This is a genomic window from Shewanella sp. 10B (assembly GCF_023475885.1).
Classification (GTDB): Bacteria; Pseudomonadota; Gammaproteobacteria; order Enterobacterales; family Shewanellaceae; genus Shewanella; species Shewanella mangrovisoli.
Genome location: NZ_JAMDJO010000003.1, coordinates 358,204 through 382,714, shown reverse-complemented (window position 1 = coordinate 382,714; position 24,511 = coordinate 358,204). Strand labels below are relative to the sequence as shown.

Below are 24,511 nucleotides of genomic sequence, written 5' to 3'. Positions count from 1 at the left end.
CGACGCGAACAGTGTAATGTATATAAAAAGCGAACCTAGGTTCGCTTTTTTATTGTTGATTTATCAGGTTGATACAGCATCAAGCACTATTGGCGATAACGCGGTTTTTGCCATCCCGCTTGGCTTGATAAAGCGCGGCATCGGCGCGTTTTAGGGTATCTTCATAGGATTTGTCGCCCGCTTCTATGCTGGCGACACCTATGCTGACGGTGGCAAATAACCCCTTTACCGAGAGCTGCTGCAATGCCTTAAAGCAGCAGTCACAGAGGTATTCGGCAAACACTATGGCTTGGTCATGGTCAACTCCGGGCAGGGCAATCACAAACTCATCGCCACCAAAACGGTAGGCGCTGTCGGTTTTGCGAAATTGTTGTTGGCAGGTGTCGGCAACCGCCATGATGACGCGATCGCCCGCTTGGTGGCCAAGTTGATCGTTGATCCGTTTTAGGTGGTCCAGATCGAGGACTAAGATCGATGCCGGAATGCGATGGCGGCTAAAAGTGTCGAAGAGTAGTTGTAAATCACGGTCTAAGCGGCGGCGGTTATAGAGCCCTGTCAGTTGGTCGGTATCGCTTAACTGTCGCAGTTGTAATTCCAGTTTATGGCGCTTGGAAATATTACTGGCGACCCAGAGGACGACGGGTTCGTTATTCACCAGAAAATCTAACGCCTGAATGCGCCCCTCAAACCAGATGGGTTGCGATGGTCCTTCATCGGGTAAGCCTTTGACATCCTTGTTACTGAGCTCATATTCCTCAATCAGTAATTTACGGCTATCCAAGGCTTGCTGAATAATGCCGAGGTAGTAAGTAGTTTTTTCGTCGTTGAGTACATCGCTCAGGTAAAGGCCGACTAATCCACTGCCATCGTGGTAATAACGCGCATCTTTACCACCAAACACGGCAACATAGCGGCCGCTTTGGGACAGGATAAACGCCGGATCGGGTAGCGCGTCCAGCACTAAAGCCATTTGCTCAATACTGACCATCAAACAAGCTCCCTATTCGTTAAAGGGTCTAATAGATTGAAGCACTCTTAGTTGGCTCCTTGTCTGCTATTACACCCATTACTCACTATCACTGGCCCATGTGGCTTGTTTATACCTAGGCAAGGGCATGTCGGAGTAACACTCTAAGTGTATCTGATGTTGGCGTTGCACAGCGTAGATTAATGTAGGTTTTATTGGCAGAAACCTATTGTTCTCAATCAGAATGGTGTGCCATTTAATAGCATAAAACAACACTCTGATTGAAAACAATAGATTAAATTATGCTGATATTAACTCGAGCGGCAGAGTTGAGCCTTCAGCTCTGCTTCGTTGGTAAAACCGCGATAGCCTTTGATTAACTCTCCCTTGGCATTTAATAGCAGTAAAATGGGCGTGGCAGGAATTCCGCCCATATCGTTTAGCAAAGCCGATGGTGCGCGGTAGGCTTCAAAGGGGAAATTCAGCCTAAACAGGGCACGTTTTAAGGCTAAATTATCTCCGTTGACCCCAAGTGCCACGGGGTGCACGCCTTGACGACAGCTTTGATGCAGCAGCTTCAGCACGCTGGCCTGCTTGATACACCAAGGGCACTCAGGCTCAAAGAACATCAATGCCATCGCTTGCCCCTCGAGATGTGACAAGTCAGTCACTTGCTGACCCCGCAAAGCTTGAAACTGATAGTCGCGGGTGAGTTGCGCCGCCGATAACGGCAGGACGCAGCACAACAGCATAAGGAGAAGAATACGCAGCATTAGAAGCTAAACTTCATGCCAGCGTAGATTTCTCTGCCACGCAGTGGGCCATAGATATAGCCAACGTCGAAGGCACCCTCTGCATCGTAAAACAGTGGCGTGTCTTCATCCCCCGCTTGGGTATAGTCAAACAGATTGCTGACCCCTGTGTAGAGTGACAGGGTATCGTTGAGCTGATAACTGACCTTTAAATCTAAAGTCACGTAAGAGGGCGCATCCGTGGTCTTTTTCGAGCTAGGGTCGACTTGGCCATTGGCATCGAGGCGGTTATAGCCTTCGTAGCCAAAGTCGGACAGATCGCGACTACCGATCCACACTAGGTTGGCAAAAATTTCCCAGTCATTAACATCCCAATCCATGCTGAGCGTGACCCGTTTTTCAACTGGCGCAATGGCATAGGAAGATTTAAAGATAGAGTCATAACCAAAATGCTCGGCGGTAAGGCTTAAACTCATATCGTCGGTCAAGCGATAACCCAAGGCAATATCGCTGGTGATAACCCGTGCTTCTTCATCGAGTTGGGTCAGTAATGGAATGCCATGGTCGTTAGTGGTTAATGCCGCTAAATGCTCGACTTCGGTCCAAGCAATCGAGGCGGTAGAGGTGAGGCGTTCACCTTCGTAACTCAGGGCATAGTTGACTGAGTTGGAGCGCTCTAGCTCGTCGATATCGATGTCAAAGCCCAGAGAGCCATCTAAAATGCCGTGGTCGGTTTCAAAGAAGGATAATGGCGCGCGATAGCCGCGACCTGCGGATAGGCGCGAGGTCCATTCATCATTGTGGCGCAGACGAATGTCGACCCTAGGAGACAGAATCGACTCATCGAGTTCGGTGCCGGGTTTGTTGGGGTCGGTAAAATCGGCGCTGATAGTATCGTAACGCAGTGCCATTGCGACTTCTAACGATTCAGTGGCTTGCCAAGTATCCTGTAGATAAACGCCTTTTACATCATAGTCAAAGGAGTCGGAAACATAATCAGGGTTGGCACTGCCTGAGCGGGAATGGGAACGCATTTCCTCAGTGCGTAAGTCGGCGCCGAAGGTCAGTAGTTGGCTCTCGCTCAACAGATAATTAAAGCGTGCATCGAAGAACCACATTTTGTCATCGGCGCTGTAATCGAAGCCTTCGTAGAAGGAGTCCTGTTTATGATCGGCGTAGCTGGCGGCAAGGTGCATGTTCCAGTCGTCGTTAAATTCCCTCAGCCAAGCGAGTGAGGCTTCATTACGTTCGGTCTTAATCCATTCGGTGGTTTCCCAGGCTTTTCCTGTGTAGCGCTTACGCACATCACCATCTTCAAACAGTTGTTGTGGCTCGCTCGGTTGGCCATCGTAGCCGGATAACACGTTCCCCGTGCTAGACGCTACGCCATCGGCGAAGGTGCTGCCTATCATAGGGCCGCCGAAAATTTCCGATTGAATATTGGCGACGCGCAGCACTAGGTTATCGGCATCGGTAATATCGTGGGAGACTCGAGCGGTCAGGCTGCGGTTTTCCTGCATCGGTGCTTCGTTGACTTTATTATTGTCCGCATCGGCTTGATCTCTATCGTCATATTGTGCAACGAGTGTCGCGCGGGTGCGGCCATCTTGGGTCACACCTTTACCGAGAAAACCCAGTTTACGGTAGCCATTTTCACCGGCGGACAAATCTAGTTCAGCACCGTTTTCAGTGGGCTCGTAGCTGACAATATTAATGGTGCCGCCAATGGCCTCGGGGGCGATTAGGGAGGCGCCCGCGCCACGGGCGACTTCGATGCGCTCGACTCCAGTTGTTGGGATCGCATCGACCGCATAATAGCCCGATATCATGGTGTGTACGGGTAAACCATCGACCAGAATCGTGGTTTGCTCGCCTTTCATGCCGTTGAGCATAATGCGCTTCACGCCACACATGGAGCATTCGTTGGAGACTTTAACGCCGGGGGAATTATCAATCGCCTCGGAGAGGTTAACGGCATTTTTGTTCTCAATCACGCTGGCGTCGATGACTTCGGTTTTCATGATAGTGTTAGCCAAGGTTCCGGCTTGCTCTAATCGTTGTCTTACGCCGACAACACTCACGCGCTCGATTTTATCCAGTTCAGGTTGGTTCACTTCGTCTGCGCTGGCCAAGGGGGGATGTAGTAGGGCTGCTAACAGGATGGCAAGGTAAGTAGGCTTCACTCTCATTTCTCCGTAAAATTACAAGTGGCAGCATTATATGCAAATGAGAATAATTATTATTTGATTTTAGTCATGGTTCTAACATCTTCTTAAAAAAGGTATTAGCCAAGATACAGGTGCGAAAAAATGAATGGAGTAGTAAAGATGCAGAATGCAGATGATTTTATTCAGTATTTAGAACTTGAACAGCATGTTGAGGGCGGATATTACCGTTCTTCCTATCGCTCTGAATCGGCCTTCGATCCGAGTCGTCAGCTATGGAGCAGTATTTATTTCTTACTGAGAACCGGCGAAGTGTCGCATTTTCATCGACTCACGGCCGATGAAATGTGGTATTTCCATGCGGGTCAATCGCTGACGATTTATATGATTTCCCCTGAGGGCGAGCTGACCACGGCGCAACTAGGCCTAGATTTAGCCGCGGGCGAAAGGCCACAGTTTTTAGTGCCTAAGGGCTGTATTTTTGGCTCGGCCATGAATCAGGATGGATTCTCGCTGGTGGGTTGCATGGTGTCACCCGGTTTTACCTTCGATGACTTTGAGCTATTTAGCCAAGAAGCCTTACTGGCCATGTATCCACAGCATCAAGACGTGATCCACAAACTGAGTCGGCCAGAGGCGAAATAGCGTCGTTAAATCATTGCGTTATCATGCGATGGGCTATTGGTTGAATGGATTCAGTAGCCGCATGCCTTTTATCTAAACATGCGGCTTACTGAGGTTAAGCGCGAATAATATGGGTTACTTGCACCATGGCGTCCCGCGCCGATTGGCTGACGCCTGCGAGTTGGAAGAAGCCATGGATCACCCCTAAATAGCGGCGGCAATGGGCATTGACGCCCGCATCTAACAGGTTACGGAATAGCTGTTCGCCCTCATCTAACAGGTTACGGAATAGCTGTTCGCCCTCATCTAACAGCGGATCGAATTCGGCGGTAATAATGTGGGTTTCGGGTAAACCTGCTAGGTCGTGGCTGCGCAGTGGGCTGGCTTCAACATCGGTTCTGGGGTGCCAGTCGAGGTACATATCAAAGCCCGTGAGCAGCGTATCGCGAGTGATAATGTACTTATCGCCATTGTCGATATAACTCTGGCTTTTGGCGGTCGCATCCAACATAGGGTAGATAAGCACTTGTTTTTTAGGTAACCATTGCCCTTGTGCCTTTAACCGCAGGCAAGTGACTAAGGCTAAATGGCCGCCAGCACTGTCGCCCATCAGGGTGATATTGGTGTCATCACCGCCCCATTGCTGGCAATGTTGTTGCACGAGATTGGCGGCATTGAAGGCATCGTCATGGGCGGCGGGGTACACATGCTCTGGGGCGAGACGATAGCGGACCGCCACCACTAACGCGCCGGAATCATTGGCAATTTTACGTAGTTGTTGATTGTGGGTGGCGATGCCACCACTGACAAAACAGCCGCCGTGATAGTAAATGACCACGGGTAAGTTGTTGTCCGCAGAGGGCTTAAATAGGGTTAATTCTATGCCCTCAAGGGATAAGGTTTTAACTTCAAACACAGCCTCCGGCTCGCCTGCTAATACTGTGCTAGCGATATACCCTTGGCGGCGCTCCTCAAGGCTCTGTTCGCGCACCGAAGGGCAACCTGCGGCGATAAACTCGCTCACTAATTGTTTAATTCCGTCTTCTAAATAGAGTTGGCTCATGTGCAGTTTCCCTGAATATATTCGGTGAGCGTTGATCGCCCCTTGTGGTCGGCAAAGTGTATCGGCTCAATCTCGAAAAGGGTAGTGTGTATTGGATGATATGGTATTAATCCCAGCTATTTCAGTCGATTAAAGAGTGTTAATTGAGGTGTTGCTGATATTTTTCGACTTCAATGAATTGAGCTCCGCCCAATGAATACGGTTGCAGGGATAGGTATTAGGCTTGATGAAGGATTGAGCACAATCTAAAAATGTAAGAAAATTACCGCTCGCCAGCCTTGGCATGTTATTGCTATTTCACTTGTCTTCCAGCGGTAAGGATTGGACGTGGCTAAATCAGCTAAAACCCTGCAACAACGCATGGGCATTGTCGCCCTCACTTGGCCGATTTTTATCGAAACCTTGCTGCAATCCTTACTCGGGATCAGCGATATTTTTATGCTGAGCCATTATTCCGATAATGCCGTCGCCGCCGTGGGGCTCACCACCCAATTGATGTTTTTTATGATGGTGATGTCCATGATGGTCAGCACGGGCGCCAGCATTCTGATCAGCCAAAATAATGGTGCTGGGCAGACGCAGCAAGCGACCGATATTGGCGTGGCCAGCGTGGCCTTAAGCTTAGGCTTAGCCGTGATTATGGGCACATCGATGTTTTTCGGTGCCCACGGCATTATCAGTTTATTTGCGCTAGAGCCAGAAGTCGCAGGCTATGGAAATGACTATCTGCTGATCTGCGGCAGTTTAAGCATAGGGCTGGTGATGAACATCGCCTTTGCCGCCATCTTGCGCAGCTACGGCTTTACCCGCTCGGCCATGTTAGTCACCTCCAGCACGGGATTGATGAATGTGCTCGGTAACTATATTGCCCTCTATTCTCCCTTTGGTTTGCCAGTTTATGGGGTGACTGGGGTGGCGATTTCGACTGTCACCAGCCAGATTATCGGTGCCTTGATTATGCTGGCGGTGATCCGCCATAAAGGTATCCCACTGCCGATGCCAAGGCTGAAGTTATTGCCGCGCAGCACCTATTGGAGCGTGATGCGCATAGGTTTGCTTAATGCGGGCGAAATGCTGTCCTACAATGTGGCGCAGATGACAATCATCTATTTTATCAGCCAGATGGGCACGCTCTCGCTGACGGCCTATACCTATGGTTTGAATATCAGCCGCTTTATTTACTGTTTTGCGGTGGCGCTCGGGCAGGCGGCGCAAATTCAAACCGGTTATTACGTCGGTAAACAATGGTTCGATGAGATAACGCTGCGGGTGCAAAAGTATTGCTTGCTGGGCTTTATTACCTCCCTCGCCATAGTGCTAGCCTTTTATTGGCAGCGTTTTACCATAGTGGGCTGGCTAAGTGAGAACCCTGAGGTTATTCAACTTACCGCACTCCTGTTATTGGGCTCGATTGCGCTGGAAACCGGCCGAGTCTTTAATCTGGTGATTATTTCGGCATTAAAAGGCGCGGGGGATGTGGCGTTTCCGGTGCGCGTTGGCCTCTTTAGCATGTGGGGGATTGGCGTGCTATTGGCTTGGTTCTTTGGGCTGCATTTAGGTTATGGCGTCCTTGCAGCTTGGCTTGCGGTTGCGGCCGATGAATGGGTGCGAGGCTTGATTATGGTGCACCGTTGGCGCTCGGGTCGCTGGCAGCGTTTTACCCGTATTCCGCCAGCAACGCCTATTTAATCACGTTAATAGCTTGGCTTTAAGCGTTCTACTTAAAGACAGTTTAGGGCTTATTGGTTACCCCATTTTCCCGATTTCAGCTGCTCATTTTTAAATTGTAGATACCTTGGATGCCCTGCATCAGTTTCGATTTCCATTGTGCTGTAGGGGGCAAAAATAGCCCCTGGAATTTGGCATCCATTCGTGAGGACGTCCTCTAATGAGGGCATAAAACATTCTTTAATCGGATCAAAATGGATTTTATAGCTGGCATAGCCCCGCGCAACAAAGCGTTCGGTAATGGTTTTGAATAGCTGTCCAAAAGGCGTGTCGAGCCTCTGTGGCGTGGAGTAATAAAAGCCTTGTCCGTACCAGTAAAGCAATAAAGCGGTACCCGCATCACAGAGTGGGTGTTCGATAATTGCCCTCGCCATATCGGGATCATGGTCATCCCAATTCAAGTTGCCCGCGACAAAATGCAATTCCTCCATGCTTTGTAAGTCACTGATACAGATGATGTGTGTCGCCGCTTTGCCAAAGTAGGCGCTGTATTCATGTAAAGCGTCATAATTGGGATCGGCGAGTAATTGGACTAGGCGGTCATGGTTGGCGATACAGCCTAATTCGGCGCATTCATAGGCGCGGATAAATTGTTCTTGGGTTAATAACTTAGCCACGGGCGTCCTTGGGATTGTTAAATAATGACTCTCGCCAACCCTGATAACTGAGGGCCAGCGAGAAAGAGTGAGGATGTTAGGCGTTAAGCTTGCTGTTGCAGCAGGGTACGACAGAGCTTAATAAAGTCGGAAGAGGTGACAATCCCTAATACTTTCTTATCGTTATCTACTACTGGTAAGCAGCCGAGTTTGTTGTCGATAAAGTATTCCACCACCACGCTTAAGGGCTCATCGGCGGTTAAGTGCTGGCAGTCTTTGTCCATCACTGTCGCTATGGGAGTGTAGCGTTCCTTACGATCCAACGCGCCTTGGCCGTATTTGTTCAGCATAGACAATACGCTGGCGATCATCTTCTTATGGGTGAGCACACCGACTAAGGTGCCGTCGGTTTCAGATATCACAGGTAGATGACGCACGCCGCGGGTTTGCATTAAATGGTGGGCATCTTTCAGGCTTGCACCATCGCTGATGCAGATGACCTCAGTGCTCATAATGTCGCTGACTTTCATCCTATAAATTCCTTTTTTAACAATGCGCTAAGAAGTAGTGATCTTAGGCGCTATTTGCATCTGAGTCGATGTTAGCAGTTTAGTGATGCTCTGTGCCAGCACTGTACAAATAAAGAACGCTATTCAGTATAAGTTGATGAATTAAAAGAAATCATAAAAGGCTGACAAAGATGTCACAAATGTGTAACAGTGATGTCTCACAATCGGGGCCTCATTAGACCTCATACCAGTGAAACCTCATTTTTAAAGGGAATAATAATAATGAAACGAACCGTGACTCGTCGTGATTTTCTAGCAATGTCAGCCAAAGGTATTGGTGCCGCAGTGATCTCCTACGGCCTAATGGGGTGTAGTGACAGTGATGATGATAACTCTGTGCCCGCACAGTTTTTACATGGGGTTGCCAGCGGTGACCCAGCGCAGGATGCGGTGATCCTCTGGACCCGTGTGACGCCAGATTCTGCTGGGGATGTTAAAGTGAGCTGGCAAGTCGCCAGTGACGCGGCATTCTCACAATTAGTGACCACTGGGGAGATGGTCACTAATGCTAACCGTGATTACACGGTCAAAATCGATGCCCGCGGTTTACGTGCGGGACAAACCTATTTCTACCGCTTTATGACGGGCGGAAAAACCTCCGAGGTGGGCAAGACCCGCACTTTACCCGAGGGCGAAGTAAGTTCGGTAAAACTCGCCGTTATGTCCTGCGCTAACTTTCCTGCTGGCTACTTTAACGTGTATGAACTGGCTGCGGCGCAGGATGACCTCGATGCCGTGGTGCATCTGGGTGATTATATCTATGAATATGCCCGTGGTGGCTATGCCAGCGAACATGCGGCGGAGCTTGGCCGTGAAGTGTTACCCGCCAACGAACTGCTGACGCTTAGCGATTATCGTACCCGTTATGGCCAGTACCATACCGATGCCAGCCTGCAAAAATTGCACGCGAAAGTGCCATTTATTACCGTATGGGACGACCACGAAGTGGCAAACGATACCTGGCGTGATGGCGCCGAGAACCACAACGAAGGCGAAGGGGATTTTGCGGTCCGTAAAGAAGCCGCGCTACAAGCTTACTTTGAGTGGCTGCCGATCCGTCCATGGCGCGAGGGTAACCATGAGGAGATCTACCGCAGCTTCAGTTACGGTAACTTAGTCGACTTACATATGCTGGACACGCGCGTCTTGGCTCGCGATAAGCAACTCGATTATGCCGATTATATGGATGCCAGCACGGGGGCCTTCGATGGGGAGCGTTTCCTCGCCGATGTGACATCGACCTCGCGCACTATGTTAGGTCTGACACAGCTACTTTGGTTACAGGGCACCTTATTGCAAGCCACGGGCACTTGGCAGGTATTAGGGCAACAGATCCTGATGGGCAAGATGTCCCTGCCTGCGGCGATCGCTACCCAGAAAATGAGCATTCCACAATATGCCATGCTTGGGGCGTTGGCGAAGTTAGCCGCCCGTGCGGCGGCAAATGATCCAACTCTAACGGCGGCGGAATTACAGTATTTACAGGCTAATCAAGCCTTGTTAACGCCAGAGGTGATTGCCCTGCTGCAACTGCCATCTATTCCCTATAACTTGGATGCATGGGATGGTTATGCCTATGAAAGGGAAGTGATTTTAGGCACGGCTAAATCGAAGAATCATAACCTAGTGGTGATTGCAGGTGACACTCATAATGCTTGGGCGAATGAGCTTAAAGATGTCAACGGTGATACTGTGGGGGTCGAGTTTGCCACAAGCTCAGTGTCTTCACCTGGTTTGGAATATTACTTAAATCTACCGGCGGAGCAGATCCCCGCGACCGAGGCGGCGATCGTCGAGTTGGTGCCAGATCTTAAATACACCAACCTTAAAGATCGCGGCTTTATGACCTTAACCTTCACTAAGGAAGCGGTGCGTAGCGACTGGCATTATGTCAGCACGATTCTGGCGAAGGAGTTTGAAGAGTCGACCAGCCGCAGCTACAGCGCCATGACTAAGGTCGGTGAACACGTTATCAACCCTGTGAGCTAACTTAGCGCCAAACTTAAGCTCCATTCTTTGCTTTGGGCCTGTGCTCGTTCCTTGTTGGCCACCTTTGGGTGGCCTTTTTTGTACGCTTTTTGTTAGTTCCGTCCTAAAAATGCAAAATAAACGGCCGTTCACCTGCAACTTATGACTATAACTGCAGCACGGCGGTTTTTTTTGGTATAAAATTCGCTCCCAAAATTCGGCGGCTGCCTACACTTGCTAGGACTCTTATGAAGAGAATGCTGTTCTCGTGTTTTGGACGCCGAACAGACCTTACTAGGTAAAAGCGCTCGCTTTAACACCTAAAATCAATAATTAAGATGGGGATCGGTGTCATGTCAGAAAAATATTTCGTTACCGCACAGCAACTGCTAGAAGATTCATTTCTATTAGCTTCACAGGTTTATGAGAGTGGATTCCGTCCGCAGTTTATCGTGGGTATTTGGCGTGGCGGTGCTCCAATCGGGATCGCGGTACAAGAGTTTTTCGACTTTAAGAAGGTTGAAACCGACCATATCGCCGTGCGTACCTCGTCTTACTACGGTATTGGTACCGACAAGCAAAGCAAAGAAATCAAAGTACATGGTCTGCATTACATTGTTGAAAATGCGAATGCTAGCGATAGCTTACTGATTGTGGACGATGTGTTTGACTCTGGCCGCAGCATCCACGCGCTGAAGGAAAAGTTAAGCCAACTGATGCGTTTAAACATGCCGCAGGATATTCGTATCGCTTGCCCTTATTACAAGCCAAAGAATACCGCTGTGCCTTTAAAGCCTGATTACTATATCCATGCTTCTGAAGACTGGTTAGTGTTCCCACATGAAGTGACGGGCTTAACGCCGGAAGAAATTGCCGAAGGTAAGGGCGATCTAAAAAATATTCAGCATCTTTTTAAGTAACAAGAATCTGTTAATAAAAAGCGTTAGCAGTTTTTGCTAACGCTTTTTTGTTTCTAGCTTTTGTATTTTGAGCCTATTTATTGGGCCTATAAATCCATGCAGTTGGCATAGTAAGTGACGGTCGCTGGCCAGTCAGAGAAGACGCCAATCACGCCCACATCTTTGGCGAGCACATCGAGCAGCTCGTAGGTATCGCCTTCATTATCAATGGCATCGGTAATGCTTTGATAATACCAACCGCCGCCATCTTTCAATAATCCTGAGCGCTCTAAGCTCCAAGTGATGATCTTGAGTCCCGCTGCTTTCGCGGCTTTGGCATATTCCGATGGAATGATTTTTTTATCCGCATCTAAGGTCACCAGCACCCAGAGTGGCGGCGCGACAATCTCTACGCCTTGGGCTTTAAGTTCCGCCATTGAGGGCGACCAGCTGGAGGAGTCCTGTGGGTCAAAGCCCGTGTGAATATCATATCTATCATCAAGATATACCGCTTGTTTGCCAAACTCGGGGGCGTTAGCAATCCAGTATTTTACATCTTCTAAATTAAAGGATTGGGGGAATACTTGAGAGGCATCGACACCCGCTGCGGTATATTCATCGAGCATCTTCTGGGCGTACTCCTGTTGAGTAAAACCGTCGAAGGGCATAGCCACGCTGGCGGCCTTTAGCTCGGGTGTCATTTTGACGCCGGCCTTTTTAAACATCTCAATACTCTCGGCGTGGGTCATTAGGGTGCCATTACCCGCATAGAGATCGGTGCGCCACTTTGGCGTGGCATTGATAAATTCCTTGACATTGGTGGCCTTTGGATTTTCGCCCTCCATCTTACCCTTTAACATTTTAAATTCGGCGAGGGTGATATCGCTGGTACAGCAAGTTGCTGTGGCGGCAACGCCATTGGCCGCATCGGCGGGGGTAAAGGGGACTGAGCATTTATTGGCAAGTTCGGGAATAGCCAAAATATTGGTTGTGCTGGCGAGATCGCACTGGGAATGGCGACAGACTAAGGCTTTATCGGCGGTAAAAGTCACATCGCACTCGACGATACCCGCGCCAGAGTCGATGGCCGCTTGGTAGGATTCTTTGGTGTGTTCGGGGAATTGCATCGCCGCGCCGCGATGACCAATGGCAAAATCGCTACGGTAAAAATGGTCGGTTTCGCACTGGGCTAAACGGGTTTTTAAGCTGCTGTCCTGCATTTGACGCACCAAAAACAGTGGTCGCTCACCGACTTGGGCGGGCACCAGTTTGGCGGGCGGCGTGGTGTCGTTATCTTTGTTATCACTGTTACAGCCTGCGAGCAGGGCCGTACTGGCGAGCAGCATGTAGAGTGTTACTGAGGAGGTGTTCATCATCTTTCCTAAATTATGGATTACTTATTAATGGGGTCCCTCATACTCTAAAATTGCTATATGACTAAATAAGCTCAGTTTTATGACTAAAACAAGAAAAGATACCGTCCGCCAGCCGCTTTTACGCTAGCTTGATACTGAGCTTAGGACTAAGATTAGGGCGAGAAATTATCTAGCATGCCGCGTTACTTTTGGGATTCTTACGGCAGTGTGAAAGTGCTAAGTATGAAAATTTTCTCGCAAGCGATCTTTCTGTGCCGAAATCAAGTAAACTGCGCTCCTTTTGTTTTATGATGGCGTTTGTATCGCTTGATAAGACAAACGTGGCAAGCATCATTTAGGAAATAGAGCAGAATGAGCAAGGGTAAAAAATACGATTTTCGCGTCACTCAAGCTGAAAATGGTTGGAAGACGGAAATCACCCGTCGTATGACGTCGACTAAAACAGTAGTGTCGAAAAGCCATGACGGTTTTGCGACCGAGGCTGAGGCACAAGCTTGGGGTCAAGCCGAGCTGCAAGTGTTTTTAGGCACGCTGGCTGAGCGCAACAAGCGTCGCTCAGAGAAACAGGCTAAGGCCAAATTAGCGGCGGCTTTAGCGGCAGAAGCGGCAACCGATGCCGATGATTTTGATGATGAAGACGAGTTCGGCGAAGAATAACTCGCCCGAAGAATACATCTCGAAACAAAATCCTCGAGTGCATATTGGCTTATAAGCCAATATGCACTCAACAAAAAAGCGGACCAGAGGTCCGCTTTTTTGTTGTCTCAGTTAAGGTATTCCCTTAAGTAGGCATTAGGCAATGGGATTAGCCTTGAATTTTAAAGCTACCTTGCATAATCGCCCAGTGACCTGGGAAGCTGCAGAAGAACTGGTAAGCTTCAGTCGCGCTCATGCCTGCGGTGCTAAAGGTCACAGAAGTTGATTCACCGCCACCCACTAAACCAGTGTGTGCGATAACACGGGTATCACCGGCTTTAACGTAAGCAGCATCGGCGCCAGCGCCCATACCATCGGTCGCAACGGCAGACATATCAGCGGCTTTAGTTAATACCCAGTTGTGGCCCATAGCTGCTTTTGGCAGAGTGCCAGTGTGCGTTAGTGTGAGGGTCACTTCCTTACACGTTGCAGGAACAGACAGCTCTTTAGTGTCAAATTGCATAGCGTCAGTCGCAGCAATCTTGAGTTCACATTCGTTAGCACTCGCTTGGCTGGCGACGAATAATCCTAGGCCGAGTAAGCTAGCGCTAGTCATATTACGTAAAGTGGTGCTTTTCGCTTTCATCTGGTACTTCCTTATTCTGAACAAGGTGGGTCGAGCCGTTTTGGCTCGAACATGCGCTTGCCAGCATAGGCTGAATTCATTAAATGGGAATGAATTCGGTATGTAAATTATGTATATAGTACTTTTGAATGAAAGAGGTCGAGTGCGACAATTTGCCGCACTCATGGGCTAACGTTGGACTTCGTGGCGATAGGGAATCGCGCGCTGGGCGCCTTCTCGGGTAACGGTAATGGCCGAGGCGGCATTGGCAAACCCGACGGCCGCGGCAATTGACATGCCCTCACTTAAACCCACCACTAAGGCGCCATTAAAGGTATCGCCCGCGGCAACCGTATCTATGGCTTGCACTGTCAGCGCCGGAATTAACCCGGTAAAGCCAGCACTGCTAATAAACGCGCCTTTACTGCCTAAGGTGATGACGACAGTTGCAACGCCCTGCTGATGGAGCCACTGTGCGGCAAGCTCGGCATCTTCTTCGTTATTAACCTCAATACCCGTTAGCGCTTCGGCCTCGGTCTCATTGGGAGTAATGATGTCGACCCATTTGAGGTAATCCAACTCCTGACTGGTTGCAGGCGCAGGATTCAGCACTGTGGTAATACCGAGGCGCTTGGCGGTTTGCAATGCGTGCTGAACCGTCTCCATCGGCGTTTCGAGCTGGATCAGTAAGAATTGGGCATTGGCAAACAGGGCGTAATGCTGCTCTAATTCGCTCGGGGTGAGATGGGCATTGGCGCCCGCGGCGATCCCGATGGAGTTCTCCCCATTATCGCCGACAAAAATCAGCGCCGTGCCCGTACTCATATTGGCGACTTGGGTAATACCTTCGGCCTTAATGCCATCCTTGAGCCAGCTTGTACGCATGTCATTGCCGACACTGTCTTGGCCGAGATGGCAGATAAATGCCACTTCCGCATCCTCCTGGCATAAACGGGCACAGGCTACTGCCTGATTAGCCCCTTTGCCACCATGCTCCAAGCGATAGGCTCGGCTCATTAAGGTTTGGCCGGGAACGGGCAAATACTCAAAATTCATCACATGATCGGCATTCGCACTGCCGATAACGAGGATCTGGCTCATGGAAGGTTCACTCTTAAGTTTATCTGCGATTGAGATAGGTTGGTGTGTAGGCCGCTAAGCTGTCAACTAACAAGTCAACAAAACCCTGTCTATCAATGCCGAAAAGCACAGTTGCATTGGCGGGTTTGCCCGTCAGTTGATAGCGGTCGACTACCGTCATCCCCAGTGTTAACTCGCTTTGGGTTTCAATGCCGACCCAGCAGTCTTGGGCATCAAACAGCGCGGGGTTAAGTAACCAAGCGATAGTGCAAGGGTCGTGCAGCGGCGCGCCGACAAAGCCCCATTTAGGATCTCTATGGTAAATCATAAAGAAATCCAACAACTCGGCGACACACTTAGCCACGGGATTAGCAATAGCGCGAATACGTTCGATATCTTCATCCATGATCTGTGCCTGATGGGTAACATCGAGGCCGCACATGGTGATGGGAATTCCGGATTTAAAGACGATATCGGCCGCCTCTGGGTCGACAAAAATATTAAACTCGGCGGCGGGTGTCCAGTTACCAACCCCAGCGGCACCACCCATCAACACAATGCGCTCAATCTTGGCGTGTAACTCGCCGTGGCTGGCGAGTAGCAGCGCGATATTGGTGAGCGGCCCAGTAGGCACTAATGTTACTGGTTTATCGCTTTGGCGGATTTTCTCGGCCATCAGCTCGATTGCATTCACGGCTTGAGGTTGAAAACTCGGCGCAGGCAATGCCGGGCCATCGAGCCCCGTTTCACCGTGAACGTTATCGGCAATCATCAATTTACGGCTTAAGGGTTTAACTGCGCCGCCCGCAACCGGAATATCGCTGCGATTGAGCAGGGTTAAGATCCGCAGGGCGTTATTGAGGGTTTTATCTGGGGTTTGGTTGCCGGCGCTGGTGGTCACGGCCAGTGGGTTTAGCTCTGGATGGGCGAGAGCTAAAATCAGCGCGATAGCATCGTCATGGCCGGGATCGCAATCCAAAATAATCGGACGACTCATACTGTTACTCCTTTAAACAGCGGGAATGGAAACGTAGAATAGCATGCTCAAGTTTGCAGGCTAGGATGTGGCCGAGTCTTTAGGGCAAACTGTGAGCTTTTTCTGATTTCTATCAATAAGCTGCTACAATAGCGCCCCGCTTTAGGCAGAATCAAGTTCTCTAATGCCTTACCGATCATGGAATGATAAGGAAGTTCTGGCGTGTTGATGAATCGCAGTCAATTAACCTCGAGTGCACCCACGCGTTTTTGGGGCTGGTTAGCAATACTCTTGACCTGTGTCCCTCTCCTTTTGATGAGTGTTGCCGCGCTGTTCCTCTGGGAAGGGGCGCAAAAGTGGTTTTTGGTCAATCAGTTGCTGGAGCGTGGTGATGTGGCCATAGGTCGAGTGATTGAGACCGCCTATCGCAGTGAGCGCAGTTCGACGGGCGTGTATAACCAAAGATTGATTTGCTTGGCTGAGTATCGCACCGCCGAAGGCAAGCTCGTCCGTCAATGGGAACTCGATGGTGTGAATTGCCAAGCGACCTATCAATTACGGCCGCCGCAGGGCGACACCCCAGGCGCATTAGTGCCCAACTACGGACAAAGTGTTGTGCATTATCTTCCCGAGGCGCCAACACAGGCGAGCGCCGATCTCGAATTAACCCGCGATCGCGCCAAATTGGACTTCGGCTTTGGCATCGCAGGTATATTAGGCAGTTTGCTGGTTGGTTATTTCTGTTTGGCGCTATTAAGGATCCGCTGGGCCGAGTCCCGTTATGTGCCAATGATTAGGCGTTTAGGGCAGCAACAGGATTACACCGGGATTATTTGTTTGCTCGAAACCTATCGCCAGCATCCTGCCGCGAATATCTTGGTCTGGGAAGCTGCTGAGCATATAGGTCATTGCCCTGAACACTATCCGCGTTTCGTGGATTTATTCGAACAAATGCAAACTTTACCGAGCAAAAAAAAGCTGGAATCCGTAGATGAATCTATTGCGATGATAAGCTTTTATCGCTTGAGTTCATTAGGATTTCACGACTTAGCGCTGGCGATGCTCGCCCGTAGTAAACAGACGCTGTCGGCTAAAACCTTAGTCAGCTTTGTGCTGATGACGCGCACTAAGCAGTTGCCCTTTGCGTTGGAATTAACCGCAGAAAAGTTAGCGGTATTGAAGGCGCTGTGTGAGGCCAAAGCGCTCAAATTCGGCTTGGCGGATGAAAAGCAATGCCACGTCGATTTTACTGTGCACCTCGATTATTTACTCTACTTAGTAACATTAGTGCTCGACAATACCACACTGAACCGCCAAGTGGGGCAGGCTATCGGCCCAGTTCAACGGTTGATCTTAACAGCCTTAAAACAGGCAATGCCATTTGACGCGCTCAGCCAAGACTGTGCGCAGACACTGGATAAACAAATTCAAGTGCTCTTAACCCGTTTAAATACGACTCAGGGTTTTGAATACGAACTCAAGCCGCTACTCGAGTCGATATCAGGCAAATTAGCACAACCCAATCAGCAACCCGCGTTTTCAGTAACCAAAGTATCAGCAACCAAAATTTCAGCAAATACAGGGAAATAAGTAATGCAGTCTTATCCTATATCACGCCCCTTGGCATTGGTGGCCGCCTTAGTGGCGTTACAATTAACCGCCTGTAGCCAACCTAAGCCCGTCGCCGTAGTCGAAAATGAAAAGGAATCCTTGCTGCAATTTGATAACGGCAAGCTTATCCAGTTTAAGGAAGAGGCAAATCCGAATTATCGCCATATTCCCTGCGATTTACCCGCAGTTGAGACTGTGGTGACCAACAGCACGGCCTTCGCTGCATTAACCAAGTCTGGTGAGGTGATCACTTGGGGCGATAGTTTTGCCGGTGGCGATAGCCGTGAGGTGACAGAACAACTTAAGCAAGTGAAGCAAATTGTCCCAGTTAAAGATGGGTTTGCCGCACTGCGCCAAGATGGCACTGTGGTGTATTGGGGTAATGCGGGCAAGTTGAGTCTGGACAAGGTATTGCAAGCGCGCATGACCAATATCACTAAGCTATTCGCCAACCGAGAGGCAGTAGCCGCCCTCGACGCCAATGGTAAGGTGCATACTTGGGGCTACGGGCCTTACGGCGGCAATAGTTTGCAGGTGCAGGATGAGTTAGTCGATGTGGTCGATATCTTTGCTAAAGGGCGCAGTTTTATTGCCCTGAAAAAAGACGCCAGCGCCGTAGTTTGGGGGGAGGTTGAAAGTTCGACCAATATGAAAAAGTTGCAGTCGCAGCTCACGGATATCAAACATATCGAATATTTTCAAAATACCTATGCCGCCTTAAAAAAAGATGGCTCAGTGGTGAGTTGGGGCTGGCGCAGTGATGCTTATCCTATCCGCAGCGCGCTTAAGGATGTAGCGAGTCTCACGGCAAACAGTTGCGCATTTGCGGTGTTAAGTCCAACGGGTGACGCGCATTTCTGGGGTGATGGGACTAACTGTGGCGTCGATTGGATCAAGAAAACCGATATCACAGGCGTGAAGGAGATTATCAGCGTTGGCCCGGGATTCTTGCTACTGCGTGACAACGCCACGCCGCAAATTCTCGCCGACGATACGGATTACGCCTATCTGTTTGGCTTTCATCAGGCTCAGGAGATCCTCGACAAATATTGGCAGCAGGGCAGCAAAATTACGCTAGGCAAGTCCTCCTTTGCCTTTACGCGTCCCGACGGCAAAGTGGTCCCCGTCGGTTATCGGGCAAACCTTAAAAATGTCGAGCAACTGATTGAACGCATTCCGCGCCTCACTTGGTTAGCGCAGGCAAATGATGGTTTTGTGGGGATCAGTGAAAAAGGAGAATGGGTCTCTTGGTCGATGAATCTCGGGATGTTTGATAAATCGCCGATACAACCTGCCGACTCCTTGGTGGTTAAGCCGCTGGAATCTAATCCCGCCGCCCAATGTGAGACCCCGGAGCAACGGCAGGCGATTTTGAGTCAGGCAAGGCCGCAGCGGAAAATCAATTGGTCTTTTGACTAACTCATTGTTGGGCATGTAGGGCATACCTCAGCTGGTGAAGGTTCATTCACCAGCTTTTTTAATCCCTCACAGCCCCTATCTTTGGCGGCTATTTGCCATTTTACAGTTGTTATGACTGTATAAGTATCATTTTGTTTCGCTTTTTAACTGTTATCTTATTTACATCTTCGCTAGAATGCTGGATGTTTTCTATGCAATTTCATATGTCGTATTAACCCATAACAATGCGATACAAGGATGATAATAATGAAATGTATACCCCATATGCAGATGAGGTTATGGCAGGGCGCGAGCGTATTGATGCTGTGCAGCCTAATCGGTTCTGAATCCGTCGAGGCGAAATTGGATATGCCTCGCCATGAGAGCAGTGCTTCCCATTCCCATGTGCTCCCCGTCTTTAGCCAGCAATTAGGATTTAACCTGCCAGAGGGGTGGCGCAAAGCCTATCATGAAGAACGTGCTGGCATGTTTATGGCGGAGTTTGTGCCGGAGCAGGAGGCGCTCAATCAATGGAGTGCGCTGTTTTGTGTGCAAGGCTTTAAGGATATGGCCGAAAGCGTCAGCCCCGAGCAGTTTTTAGATGCGATGGCCGAGACTTACCAAGCCTCCTGTGACGGTGAAGTGGTTTATCAAAAGTTGGGGGATACCCAAGTGGACGGTCACGACGGATTTCAAGCCATTCTTGGTTGTACCACTATGCCGAATGTCCATGGCGCGACTCAATTTAATCCAACGGCCTTTACCTCTCATCCCCAGGGCGAAATTGGTTATTACACTGTAGTGAGTGGCGACAAGGATTTGTATTTGCTGCATAAATCGATGCGTGGTGAGGTGTTTTCTGCCGATAAACCTCCTCTGCAAGCGGCCAACAGTGCCGACTTTATCTCTGCCTTAGCGCCCTTTTCCTTAAAGTAGTTGTCAGTCGATAGACGGATGATCGTGGACTTTCATCCGTATAGACGTCTATAATGCGCGCGCTCAGGCTTGATATGCCACGAGCCTTGTTGGGCGTTAACTGGTTTTCGCCCTATGAACCTCATTTTTAGTCAACCTTCTGTGGTGCTTGCGACGTATTCGTCGCGAGATAATCGGGAAGCCAGTGAAATTCTGGCACTGCCCCCGCAACGGTAAAAGGTGAGAGACGACCGCATTCGCTAGGTAGCTCAAGATGAGCCAGAGAATCGAGTGTGCAAAGGTCAGTTTCGCGTTTATCTCTCGTTGAGAAAAACATAGCCTAAGTCCGGAGACCGGCCCTAAAGGTGTTTTTGAGATTTCGGTGGGCAGATCTCAAAATGCGATAGTGACTGTCAGTATTTGTTACTGAATCAACGGTATCGTGGCGCCAATGCCCCGTTTTCCTTGCAGGAGTTAAAGGTAAAATGGGAACACATCCAACTAAAATCGCGCTGCTGATCGGCAGCCTTTGCAGCTTTTCTGTTATCGCCCCCGCCGTGGCGGCCGATGATGCCAGCGTCGCCAAAGTCGATGAGCATATTGTCGTCATTGGCCGTTCAGACAAGACCCCCTTAAATATTGCCGCCAATGTGAATGTGATTGATGCCGCTGCGATTGAGCAGAGTGGCGCAACCAGCTTGACCGAAGTCTTACGTGGTCAAAGCGGTATTCAGCTATCCGACAATAACATTGGTACTAGTTTCGCGATGCGTGGCTTTAGCGCGAGCTCTGCGGTTAACAACACCTTGATTTTGCTCGATGGTCGCCGCTTAAATAATATCGATATCGCCGCGCCTAGCCTGAATGCGATTCCACTCAATTTAATTGAGCGGGTTGAAATTTTATCTGGCAGTGCGGGCGTGCTCTATGGCGACCAAGCGGTAGGCGGGGTGATCAACATTGTAACTAAATCGCCTGAGAATACGGGCGGCAGCGTGCAATTATCCGGCGGCAGCTTTAATACCTACGAAGGTCGCGGCGATGTATCGGGCGCCATCAATAAAGATTGGCATTATTTCCTGACTGGTAGCTACAACCAAGGCGATAACTATCGTAAGCATAATGCCAATGAAACGGGTTCTATCCTTGGCCGTATTCAATATAAAACCGCCACAGATTCTTTCTTCGTTGAAACCAGCTATTACGATGATGACCGCGAGAATCCTGGTTCGTTGACGGTAGAACAGTTCAAAGAAAACCCACGTCAGTCTTCTAATAGCAGCGAATATGTTCATGAGATGACCACGGCGGCGCGCAGCGGTTATCAGCATCAGCTTAACCAAAACTGGGCCTTGGCGGCGGATCTGGATTACAGCGATACCTTAGTGAGCTCATTAAACTGGGGAGCGGGTAGCCATAATACTCGCTCGCTGCTGATGTTTAGTCCTAAAGCGCTCGCAACCTACAGCACTCGTCAAGGTGAGCTAAACCTAGTCACGGGTTTGGATATCAGCCGCGGTAAGGCCGAGTTTGACTCTATGGCGCGCAGCAACGTGCAGGAAATGCAGAGTGCTTACCTGCAAGCCACAGTGCCATTAAGCCACACCTTAAGCTATGTGGTGGGCGGACGTTATGCGCGAGTGACCGACGATCTGGTCGATGGCAATGTGTATCCAAACGGCATCGATTTAGATGAAGATGCGACCGCATTCGAGTTCGGTTTAAATTACCGTCCGAGCGCCGAGCACAGATTCTATCTACGTGGCGATGAAAACTTCCGCTTCGCTAAGGTCGATGAGCAAGCTTACACCCCGAAAGATGTGTATGGCTTAAAGCCGCAGACGGGCCGCTCCTACGAGGCGGGTTGGGATTGGACTGTCGCTAGCCAAAGCCTACGCGTCAGCCTATATCGCCTCGATTTAGAAGATGAAATCGTCTTCGATCCAAGTGCTGAAAAACCTGTTGGTGGCAGCTTCCAAGGCGCCAACGTCAATGCCGATGCTTCACGCCGCTATGGCGCGAGTGCCGATTGGGATTGGCAGGTCACTCAAGCCCTCACATTAGGCTTGGAATATAACTATATTGATGCCGAATTTACCGATGGGGTGAATGATGGCAAGCAATTGTCTTGGGTGGCTGAGCATACGGGACGCGGTTATGTCAGCATGGATTTTGCCGAGCATTTCCAAGTGTTTGCCGAGGCGATTTACACGGGTGATCGTTTTATCGAAGGCGATAATGCTAACGAAGGCGATAAATTATCTAGCTATGTTTTAGGTAATCTGGCTCTGAACTATACCCGTGACGCTTGGTTAGCGAGCCTGCGTATCGATAACCTGTTTGATAAAGAGTATGTTAGCTCGGGTTACTACGGTGGCATTTGGGGTGATAGCTATTACGCTGGTCGCGGACGTGATATTCGCTTGACTGTGGGTTACCGCTTCTAAGCTTGAGAGTAATCGTTAATCTATATAAGGCCAGACACTGTCTGGCCTTATTATTTCTGTTGTTTGGCTATACGCAGAGAAAAATCCATTTTCTCGGTGTATTCTTTATAAGTTCGCCCTATATTCAGATAGCCTAAGTCGTTGCTTGTGCTGTAGATCACTGCATCTAAAGCATAGTCACAATTATTCTACGACTTAGGGCTGAAATTCTTTGTAGTTTGGGTATGATGTGAGCGGTATTCGAATCATCTTATAGCAAATTAACAGGTGTAAAATGTCTTATGACAGATCTTGAGCAACAGGTTTTTACTCAAGTGAGAGCCATCATAGCGAATGAAGAGCAAGTGATCGGTCGCCGTGGGATCTTAATCCCACTCAAAAAAGCGATCCTTGCCGAAGGCGACATTCGTAATGTGATCGATATTATTTCGAGCGATCCCGCATTAGCTGCCCATATGTTGATGCGCAGTAATTCGGCGCAGGCTTCAGGCGTCGTAAATCCTAAATCTCGTTCCTTAAAAGACGCCCTGATCCGTTTAGGCCAGGTCAATATTTATCGTTATGCCTTTACCTTCTATTTGAAAGAGCGCCTCGATGAATTACCCCAACCCTATAAGAAATTAGTGCAAGGTTATTGGAAACTCACGGAAAATATTGCTACCGATGCGGTCGACAGCTTAGTCGATATGCCGGATGTTGAAGTTGACCCTGATGAAGTACAAACCTTGGCGCTGTTTAGCGTGTTCGGGCAAATCATTGCCTTAACGGCCTTTGCTTACTTAAATGCCAGTTCTGAGCAATCTTTCCCGTTAAGCGTGATTAAGTCATTGATTGATAATCAGCAGCAGACCTTAACCATCGAAGCCTTTGAGGCTTTAGATCTCGATCAGGATCTGCGCCAAGAGTTTATGATCGCCCATAATCTGCGCCAGACCCGTAATCAAAATTCTCCCGGGTTGATTCTACGCCGTGTGCTTTCGATGCGTGGCATGTTACTCAACCCGCTCTAGGAATGTGCCTTTAATAAAAAAGCCTGCGATTGCAGGCTTTTTTATGCTGTTTTTACGGCGCTAATTGGATTTTTGCTGACGCGCTAAGCCTTCGCTGGCCACCAGTTGCAACCAGTTTTGCACTAAGGCCGAGTTTGCGCTGTGGCGGCGATAGGCCCCAAATAGTGGGCGTTTTAAGCCTTCTTGGCCGAGTTTGACTGAAGCTAAACTCAAACCATGTCCCTCATTGATTGACCAGTTGGGCAGGGCGGCGATACCGTCCTTGCAGGCGATGCGCTGCAATAACATCATGGTCAAATCGCAGGTCTTTTGCTCGCCCGCCTCAACACCAGCCGGTTCTAAAAAGTGGCGGTAAATATCTAAACGCGCCAGTGGCACTGGGTAGCTGATTATGGGTAAACGCGCTAATTGCTTAGGCGTAACATAGGCTTCTTTCGCTAAGGGATGATCTTTGGCAACCACTAACTTTACTTCAAAATCAAACAAATGCTGATAGGCGAGCGAGTGTCCCGGCACGGGATCCGAGGTCAGCACTATATCGAGTTCGCCCATTTCTAAGGCATTGAGCGAATCGAACAGGTGACGGCTCGACAGATCTAACTCGGCCTGCGGATGGTCTTGCCTAAATTGCTCCATCACTGGCATTAACCAGCGAAAACAGCTGTGGCATTCAATCCCCACTCTGAGTTGATTGGTCTCTGTCTCTAGGCCATTTTTCAGATCCGTTTCCGTTTCTAACACCTTAGGCAGGATCTCCTCGGCGAGGTGCAACAGGCGTGCGCCTTCCTGAGTAAAGGAGAGGGGTTTGCTTTTACGCACAAAAATGGGCGAGTTAATTCGTTGCTCTAACTCCTTAATTTGATGGGAGAGAGCCGATTGAGTGACAAAACGTTTTTTGGCTGCGCCCGCCAAGCTGCCACTTTCCTTCAGTGCCATTAAGGTTCGCAGATGTCTTAGTTCGATCATGATCACTCCAAGTGAATTTCGCTCATGTTGTGCTTGAAATCAATTCGGTTGCTGGCATAGAGACTATCACAATAAACTTCTAGACGTCCAGACGCCCATTGTGATTTATCTAGGCTTAAATGCGAAAAATTGCCAAGAAA

At 49.3% G+C, this 24,511-nt stretch carries 21 protein-coding genes and 1 riboswitch; of the genes, 10 read left to right on the top strand and 11 right to left on the bottom strand.

Annotated elements, in window-relative coordinates; all coding sequences use genetic code 11:
- Positions 1 to 79: 79 nt before the first annotated feature.
- The 3 genes from M0415_RS13930 to M0415_RS13920 all read right to left on the bottom strand — a co-directional run bounded on the left by M0415_RS13930 (position 80) and on the right by M0415_RS13920 (position 3,908).
- Positions 80 to 988 carry a GGDEF domain-containing protein gene (locus M0415_RS13930; protein WP_011718277.1) on the bottom strand — a complete coding sequence of 303 codons (909 nt, stop codon included), beginning with the start codon at positions 986 to 988 and terminating at the stop codon, positions 80 to 82.
- A gap of 290 nt (positions 989 to 1,278) precedes the next feature.
- Complete coding sequence (locus M0415_RS13925; RefSeq protein WP_086902781.1) at positions 1,279 to 1,740, bottom strand: TlpA family protein disulfide reductase; 462 nt, start codon at positions 1,738 to 1,740, stop codon at positions 1,279 to 1,281.
- Complete coding sequence (locus M0415_RS13920) at positions 1,740 to 3,908, bottom strand: TonB-dependent receptor plug domain-containing protein (RefSeq protein WP_249556212.1); 2,169 nt, start codon at positions 3,906 to 3,908, stop codon at positions 1,740 to 1,742. Before M0415_RS13920 ends, M0415_RS13925 begins: the two co-directional genes overlap by 1 nt.
- A 138-nt stretch (positions 3,909 to 4,046) precedes the next feature.
- Between M0415_RS13920 and M0415_RS13915 the strand changes: the two genes are divergently transcribed.
- Complete coding sequence (locus M0415_RS13915) at positions 4,047 to 4,529, top strand: cupin domain-containing protein (protein WP_086902783.1); 483 nt, start codon at positions 4,047 to 4,049, stop codon at positions 4,527 to 4,529.
- Positions 4,530 to 4,623: 94 nt separating this feature from the next.
- On the opposite strand, the gene M0415_RS13910 is transcribed toward M0415_RS13915, so the two are convergent.
- Positions 4,624 to 5,571, bottom strand: coding sequence for an alpha/beta hydrolase (locus tag M0415_RS13910; protein WP_086902784.1), 948 nt, complete (start codon positions 5,569 to 5,571; stop codon positions 4,624 to 4,626).
- Between the two features lie 327 nt (positions 5,572 to 5,898).
- On the opposite strand from M0415_RS13910, the gene M0415_RS13905 reads away from it, so the two are divergent.
- A complete protein-coding gene (locus M0415_RS13905) occupies positions 5,899 to 7,260 on the top strand; it encodes an MATE family efflux transporter (protein WP_086902785.1) in 1,362 nt (453 codons plus the stop codon).
- 50 nt (positions 7,261 to 7,310) lie between these two features.
- Here the strand turns inward: M0415_RS13905 and M0415_RS13900 are convergent, their stop codons facing one another.
- Positions 7,311 to 7,916 (bottom strand): DUF4274 domain-containing protein, encoded by a 606-nt coding sequence (locus M0415_RS13900; protein WP_086902786.1) that lies wholly within the window; start codon positions 7,914 to 7,916, stop codon positions 7,311 to 7,313.
- Between the two features lie 83 nt (positions 7,917 to 7,999).
- Positions 8,000 to 8,425: a CBS domain-containing protein gene (locus M0415_RS13895; RefSeq protein ID WP_011624048.1), complete on the bottom strand. Its 426-nt coding sequence runs from the start codon at positions 8,423 to 8,425 to the stop codon at positions 8,000 to 8,002.
- 261 nt (positions 8,426 to 8,686) lie between these two features.
- On the opposite strand from M0415_RS13895, the gene M0415_RS13890 reads away from it, so the two are divergent.
- Both M0415_RS13890 and M0415_RS13885 read left to right on the top strand, forming a co-directional pair.
- The gene (locus tag M0415_RS13890; protein WP_249556211.1) at positions 8,687 to 10,453 is read left to right on the top strand and encodes an alkaline phosphatase D family protein; all 1,767 of its coding nucleotides are present in this window, start codon (positions 8,687 to 8,689) and stop codon (positions 10,451 to 10,453) included.
- A 332-nt stretch (positions 10,454 to 10,785) separates the two neighbouring features.
- On the top strand, positions 10,786 to 11,352 hold the full coding sequence (locus tag M0415_RS13885) for a phosphoribosyltransferase (RefSeq protein ID WP_011624046.1): 567 nt from the start codon (positions 10,786 to 10,788) through the stop codon (positions 11,350 to 11,352).
- Positions 11,353 to 11,438: 86 nt separating this feature from the next.
- On the opposite strand, the gene M0415_RS13880 is transcribed toward M0415_RS13885, so the two are convergent.
- Entirely contained in the window at positions 11,439 to 12,704 is a 1,266-nt protein-coding gene (locus tag M0415_RS13880) for a glycerophosphodiester phosphodiesterase family protein (protein WP_086902788.1), read from the bottom strand.
- 354 nt (positions 12,705 to 13,058) lie between these two features.
- Between M0415_RS13880 and M0415_RS13875 the strand changes: the two genes are divergently transcribed.
- On the top strand, positions 13,059 to 13,364 hold the full coding sequence (locus M0415_RS13875; RefSeq protein ID WP_011625141.1) for a DUF3622 domain-containing protein: 306 nt from the start codon (positions 13,059 to 13,061) through the stop codon (positions 13,362 to 13,364).
- 148 nt (positions 13,365 to 13,512) lie between these two features.
- On the opposite strand, the gene azu is transcribed toward M0415_RS13875, so the two are convergent.
- The 3 genes from azu to rihA all read right to left on the bottom strand — a co-directional run bounded on the left by azu (position 13,513) and on the right by rihA (position 16,045).
- Entirely contained in the window at positions 13,513 to 13,989 is a 477-nt protein-coding gene (gene azu, locus M0415_RS13870) for an azurin (protein WP_011718270.1), read from the bottom strand.
- A 168-nt stretch (positions 13,990 to 14,157) separates the two neighbouring features.
- On the bottom strand, positions 14,158 to 15,069 hold the full coding sequence (gene rbsK, locus M0415_RS13865; RefSeq protein ID WP_086902789.1) for a ribokinase: 912 nt from the start codon (positions 15,067 to 15,069) through the stop codon (positions 14,158 to 14,160).
- A gap of 19 nt (positions 15,070 to 15,088) precedes the next feature.
- On the bottom strand, positions 15,089 to 16,045 hold the full coding sequence (gene rihA, locus M0415_RS13860) for a pyrimidine-specific ribonucleoside hydrolase RihA (protein WP_249556210.1): 957 nt from the start codon (positions 16,043 to 16,045) through the stop codon (positions 15,089 to 15,091).
- Positions 16,046 to 16,252: 207 nt separating this feature from the next.
- Here rihA and M0415_RS13855 point away from each other — a divergent pair, with 207 nt between their 5' ends.
- The 5 genes from M0415_RS13855 to M0415_RS13835 all read left to right on the top strand — a co-directional run bounded on the left by M0415_RS13855 (position 16,253) and on the right by M0415_RS13835 (position 23,405).
- Positions 16,253 to 17,614, top strand: a complete 1,362-nt coding sequence (locus tag M0415_RS13855) for a hypothetical protein (protein WP_249556209.1) — start codon at positions 16,253 to 16,255, stop codon at positions 17,612 to 17,614.
- A 3-nt stretch (positions 17,615 to 17,617) separates the two neighbouring features.
- The gene (locus tag M0415_RS13850) at positions 17,618 to 19,054 is read left to right on the top strand and encodes an RCC1 domain-containing protein (RefSeq protein ID WP_249556208.1); all 1,437 of its coding nucleotides are present in this window, start codon (positions 17,618 to 17,620) and stop codon (positions 19,052 to 19,054) included.
- Between the two features lie 246 nt (positions 19,055 to 19,300).
- Positions 19,301 to 19,969 (top strand): hypothetical protein, encoded by a 669-nt coding sequence (locus tag M0415_RS13845; protein ID WP_011718265.1) that lies wholly within the window; start codon positions 19,301 to 19,303, stop codon positions 19,967 to 19,969.
- Between the two features lie 125 nt (positions 19,970 to 20,094).
- A riboswitch (cobalamin riboswitch) is annotated at positions 20,095 to 20,324 on the top strand.
- Between the two features lie 109 nt (positions 20,325 to 20,433).
- Positions 20,434 to 22,395 (top strand): TonB-dependent receptor, encoded by a 1,962-nt coding sequence (locus tag M0415_RS13840; RefSeq protein ID WP_086902793.1) that lies wholly within the window; start codon positions 20,434 to 20,436, stop codon positions 22,393 to 22,395.
- A gap of 281 nt (positions 22,396 to 22,676) precedes the next feature.
- Positions 22,677 to 23,405, top strand: a complete 729-nt coding sequence (locus M0415_RS13835; RefSeq protein ID WP_011718263.1) for an HDOD domain-containing protein — start codon at positions 22,677 to 22,679, stop codon at positions 23,403 to 23,405.
- Between the two features lie 60 nt (positions 23,406 to 23,465).
- Here the strand turns inward: M0415_RS13835 and M0415_RS13830 are convergent, their stop codons facing one another.
- Positions 23,466 to 24,371 carry a LysR family transcriptional regulator gene (locus M0415_RS13830; protein WP_011624035.1) on the bottom strand — a complete coding sequence of 302 codons (906 nt, stop codon included), beginning with the start codon at positions 24,369 to 24,371 and terminating at the stop codon, positions 23,466 to 23,468.
- Between the last annotated feature and the right edge of the window lie 140 nt (positions 24,372 to 24,511).

What these genes read in the sequence shown, in the direction of transcription:
- M0415_RS13930 (WP_011718277.1), bottom strand. Translation starts at nt 988, where the DNA reads ATGGTCAGTATTGAGCAAATGGCTTTAGTGCTGGACGCGCTACCCGAT.
- M0415_RS13925 (WP_086902781.1), bottom strand. Translation starts at nt 1,740, where the DNA reads ATGCTGCGTATTCTTCTCCTTATGCTGTTGTGCTGCGTCCTGCCGTTA.
- M0415_RS13920 (WP_249556212.1), bottom strand. Translation starts at nt 3,908, where the DNA reads ATGAGAGTGAAGCCTACTTACCTTGCCATCCTGTTAGCAGCCCTACTA.
- M0415_RS13915 (WP_086902783.1), top strand. Translation starts at nt 4,047, where the DNA reads ATGCAGAATGCAGATGATTTTATTCAGTATTTAGAACTTGAACAGCAT.
- M0415_RS13910 (WP_086902784.1), bottom strand. Translation starts at nt 5,571, where the DNA reads ATGAGCCAACTCTATTTAGAAGACGGAATTAAACAATTAGTGAGCGAG.
- M0415_RS13895 (WP_011624048.1), bottom strand. Translation starts at nt 8,425, where the DNA reads ATGAAAGTCAGCGACATTATGAGCACTGAGGTCATCTGCATCAGCGAT.
- M0415_RS13890 (WP_249556211.1), top strand. Translation starts at nt 8,687, where the DNA reads ATGAAACGAACCGTGACTCGTCGTGATTTTCTAGCAATGTCAGCCAAA.
- M0415_RS13885 (WP_011624046.1), top strand. Translation starts at nt 10,786, where the DNA reads ATGTCAGAAAAATATTTCGTTACCGCACAGCAACTGCTAGAAGATTCA.
- M0415_RS13880 (WP_086902788.1), bottom strand. Translation starts at nt 12,704, where the DNA reads ATGAACACCTCCTCAGTAACACTCTACATGCTGCTCGCCAGTACGGCC.
- M0415_RS13875 (WP_011625141.1), top strand. Translation starts at nt 13,059, where the DNA reads ATGAGCAAGGGTAAAAAATACGATTTTCGCGTCACTCAAGCTGAAAAT.
- azu (WP_011718270.1), bottom strand. Translation starts at nt 13,989, where the DNA reads ATGAAAGCGAAAAGCACCACTTTACGTAATATGACTAGCGCTAGCTTA.
- rbsK (WP_086902789.1), bottom strand. Translation starts at nt 15,069, where the DNA reads ATGAGCCAGATCCTCGTTATCGGCAGTGCGAATGCCGATCATGTGATG.
- rihA (WP_249556210.1), bottom strand. Translation starts at nt 16,045, where the DNA reads ATGAGTCGTCCGATTATTTTGGATTGCGATCCCGGCCATGACGATGCT.
- M0415_RS13855 (WP_249556209.1), top strand. Translation starts at nt 16,253, where the DNA reads ATGAATCGCAGTCAATTAACCTCGAGTGCACCCACGCGTTTTTGGGGC.
- M0415_RS13850 (WP_249556208.1), top strand. Translation starts at nt 17,618, where the DNA reads ATGCAGTCTTATCCTATATCACGCCCCTTGGCATTGGTGGCCGCCTTA.
- M0415_RS13845 (WP_011718265.1), top strand. Translation starts at nt 19,301, where the DNA reads ATGAAATGTATACCCCATATGCAGATGAGGTTATGGCAGGGCGCGAGC.
- M0415_RS13840 (WP_086902793.1), top strand. Translation starts at nt 20,434, where the DNA reads ATGGGAACACATCCAACTAAAATCGCGCTGCTGATCGGCAGCCTTTGC.
- M0415_RS13835 (WP_011718263.1), top strand. Translation starts at nt 22,677, where the DNA reads ATGACAGATCTTGAGCAACAGGTTTTTACTCAAGTGAGAGCCATCATA.
- M0415_RS13830 (WP_011624035.1), bottom strand. Translation starts at nt 24,371, where the DNA reads ATGATCGAACTAAGACATCTGCGAACCTTAATGGCACTGAAGGAAAGT.